Raw genomic sequence first — 3,145 nt, 5'->3', positions numbered from 1 at the left:
GCGATAGATCGACATAGGCTCGTTCGCGTGAAGCGACCCTGCGACCGACCGGGAGGGTGAGTCAATGGCAGCTGACAGGGACCGGGACGCGCGGGGACGCGCCAGACAGGCACGCCCCCGTGACGCACTCGGCCGGCCGCTGCCCTACGACGCTTCCGGCGTCGAGCCTGTCCCCGAGGCGGCGCTGCCGCCACACGAGACGATCGCGGCGGCCCGGGAGCTGATCGACGCCGGGCGACCGTTTGCCGCCCATGAAGTCTTCGAGGCTCGATGGAAGGCTGGCCCCCCGCAGGAACGAGACCTCTGGCAAGGCTTGGCGCAGATCTGCGTCGGGCTGACTCATTCGGCTCGTGGCAATGACGTCGGCGCGGTGCGCCTCGTGGACCGCGGAACCGGAAAACTCCAGACGTACCTGAGGAGCGACGGGCCGACGTACGGACTCGACCTTGCGAGCATCACCTCGTGCGCACGTGCGCACGTCGGACCCCCGGGGTAGCCGCCAACGGTCACACGACAGTCAACGTGCCGTCCCGCTTCTCAAAGTGGTCGGTGCGCCTAGCGCTCGGTTCGACTTCATCGGCAACGCCGACACTCAACCGGATGGGCGCGACGTAGCCGAGGATGATGAGGTCTGGCGACTCGAGGCGCTTGGACGCGTTCGGCTACGGCCATGTCCCGCCCGACGAGGGATCGAAGGCGAGATCGTTCGAGTCCCCAGGACCTCGGCCACGTCGTCGTTCATGGCGACGTGTCGACAGGATCCTCGCAACCGTTGCGGGAGCAAGGCTCACGGCTGCTCGCGACATCGCGGGCTCAGCGGCAGTTCAGCGCAAGTGGGTGCATCACTCCGCTGGTGGCAGGGGCCGGTGCTCTGTTGGGTAGGTGCCTATCGCGAACCCGTACATGGGTTACCCAGGTCCCCTCGCCGCCGAACATCGCTGTGGGGGACGTTGGCCCCCGGAGCTGTCGGGGCGACGGGTGGACACTGAGTTTGTCGGGGAGTTGAGCTCACCAGGACCTCCTCGGATCTGCCCGTACCGGTTCTGGCAACCTGCGCCACACCTTTGTGCGACTGCTTGCTCCCCGCCCTCGGGAGGAGGGCGCATCACATGTCACGAGTCCTCAGGTTCATCTCGGCGGCCGCGCTCGCGGTCGGCAGCGTGACGTTGACCCCAGTCGTCGCGCGGGCCGCGAGCCCCGCCACCGGATACGCGGTTGGCGACGTGCGGCTCGGCAGTGCCGGGTCCACCCAGTCGCTGACCTTCGCCATGGTCGACACCGGAGCGGTGGGAGACCGGGGCAGTGTCACGTACGCGAACCCGGCGGCAGGAGTCGACTACACCGCCTCGGTGCTGAGTGTGGTCGTGGTGGGCGGTAGCGCCCGCTTCGCTTACGTCGTGCCGGACACGGCGCCCCCGTCGGCCAGGGGCCGGGCCATCGTGTGGAAGGTCTCGGACACCGCGCGTGACAGCGCCGGCTTCGCCGTGGCCGCCAATATCGATCAGGCCAGGACATGGGTACGGTCCGGCTTCACCCCGACGAACACTTACGCGGTGACGTCCGGAGACCTTCAGGCCCGGTTGGTGAGCACCGCGCGGCTGGAGGGTTATGCCCTCGGCAACGCGCGCCTCGGCACGGCTGGGCAGCCGCGCCAGCACCTCGCCTTCGTGACCCTGGACTACGGCTCGTTCGGTGACCGGGGCACGGCGTTCTACCGCAACCTCGACGCCGGGGTGGCTTACCACGCCGGCACGCCGGACGTCCGCATCGCCGGGCACGAGGCCAGGTTTGACTACACCATCCCGGCCGGGACGGGCTCGCTTGGCGGGACCGTCATCGTGTGGAAGGCGCGCGACGGCGCCCCTGACACCGCCGGCTTCTCCGTGGCGAGCTCGACCGCGGCCGCCCGAAGTATGGTCAATGCGGGGTTCACCCCGGCGAACACCTACGGGGTCGTGCGTGGCGACATCGCCGTCGTGCACCGGGTGACCGGGGCTGCTAGCGGGACGGTCTGGTTCGGCCAGTCCACCCAGCGGCAGCAGATGGCCTTCAGCGTGGCCGACCGGGCGTGGGGTGGCGACTCGGGCACGGTGACCTACCGCAACATCACCCAGGGCGTGTCCTACACCGCCGTCGTGGTCGACGTCCGCGTGTCGGGCCGGGTCGCGTGGTTCGACTACCGGATCAGCTCCGGCTCGCTGGCCGGCACCGTCGTGGTCTGGCGCGTCATCGACATGGGGACGCCGGGGCCTCGGCACGACCGGGTCGGGTTCTCGGTGGCCGGCTCCCTGACGGCTGCCCGCTCGATGGTGGCACGCGGGTTCACCCCCGCGAACGACTACGTCATCACGGCCGGCAACGTGGTGGTCACCACCTCGTGACGAGCAGGCGGGGCCCGTCGGCCGGGTGCGAAGCGGCCCCCTCCGGGAGGACGGGGCCGCTTCGATGCTTCTTGATGCGCCGTCAGGGACGGCGCCACCTGGAGGTCCTGGAGGAACTGTTCCGACGCTGCACCGATCGCTGAGAAGTAGCGGTAGCGCCCGAGGTTGTTGGTGGGGCGAGCGCCTGCGGCCGGGGCCGCGCTGGCGTAAAGGCCACCTTCGTCGACGGTGCAGGTTGCTCAAACCTTCACGCCCGCGGCCCGCCGACCATGCGAGGCCACCGAGGTCAGTTCTTGGTCAAGGCGATGCGACCCGACCCGTGCGTCATTAGCGTGTGTGCTCGCACGATGCGCCAGAATCGGGGGCAGCGCATGGATACGCCGGTGCAATGGATGACGTTGGAAGGCCTGCGGGTCGAACTTCGGCGGACTCGCCCAGCGTGGGAGGCGGTCGTCGTCGAGGGCGGTGAGTTCCTGAACAGCCGCGACTTCGAGGACCTGGTGCCGGACGCCGTCCGCCATCAGCGTGTGACGGAGGAGCTTGCCCGGCGGCAGGGGGATTCAGGGTAAGGGCTGCGAGCGCGCCCCCCTGGCGCAACGCCAGCCCGCGCAGTCTCACTGGAGCTCCTTCCTGTCCCCCAAGGCCAACGGCGACCTCACCCTTCACCGCGGCAACGGCACCGGCGGATTCACCGGCACGGCCTCGAAGGTCACCTACGGATGGCAGGGCTTCACCGCCCTGGTCGGCGTCACCTAGCGACGTGG

The 3,145-nt window shown here is 69.4% G+C and carries 2 protein-coding genes; both read left to right on the top strand.

Features of this window, described 5'->3' with window-relative positions; genetic code table 11:
- The first annotated feature begins 64 nt into the window (after positions 1–64).
- Positions 65–496, top strand: a complete 432-nt coding sequence (locus VF825_RS00825) for a DUF309 domain-containing protein (protein WP_331109119.1) — start codon at positions 65–67, stop codon at positions 494–496.
- Positions 497–1,109: 613 nt separating this feature from the next.
- Positions 1,110–2,381: a hypothetical protein gene (locus tag VF825_RS00820; protein ID WP_331109117.1), complete on the top strand. Its 1,272-nt coding sequence runs from the start codon at positions 1,110–1,112 to the stop codon at positions 2,379–2,381.
- Positions 2,382–3,145: the final 764 nt, after the last annotated feature.

It is taken from the genome of Oryzihumus sp. (genome assembly GCF_036391795.1).
GTDB lineage: Bacteria > Actinomycetota > Actinomycetes > Actinomycetales > Dermatophilaceae > Oryzihumus.
This window is presented reverse-complemented; position numbering and strand designations above follow the sequence as displayed.

Bases quoted from the DNA above. Each gene is read 5' to 3' on its own strand.
- VF825_RS00820 (WP_331109117.1), top strand. From the start codon at position 1,110: ATGTCACGAGTCCTCAGGTTCATCTCGGCGGCCGCGCTCGCGGTCGGC.
- VF825_RS00825 (WP_331109119.1), top strand. From the start codon at position 65: ATGGCAGCTGACAGGGACCGGGACGCGCGGGGACGCGCCAGACAGGCA.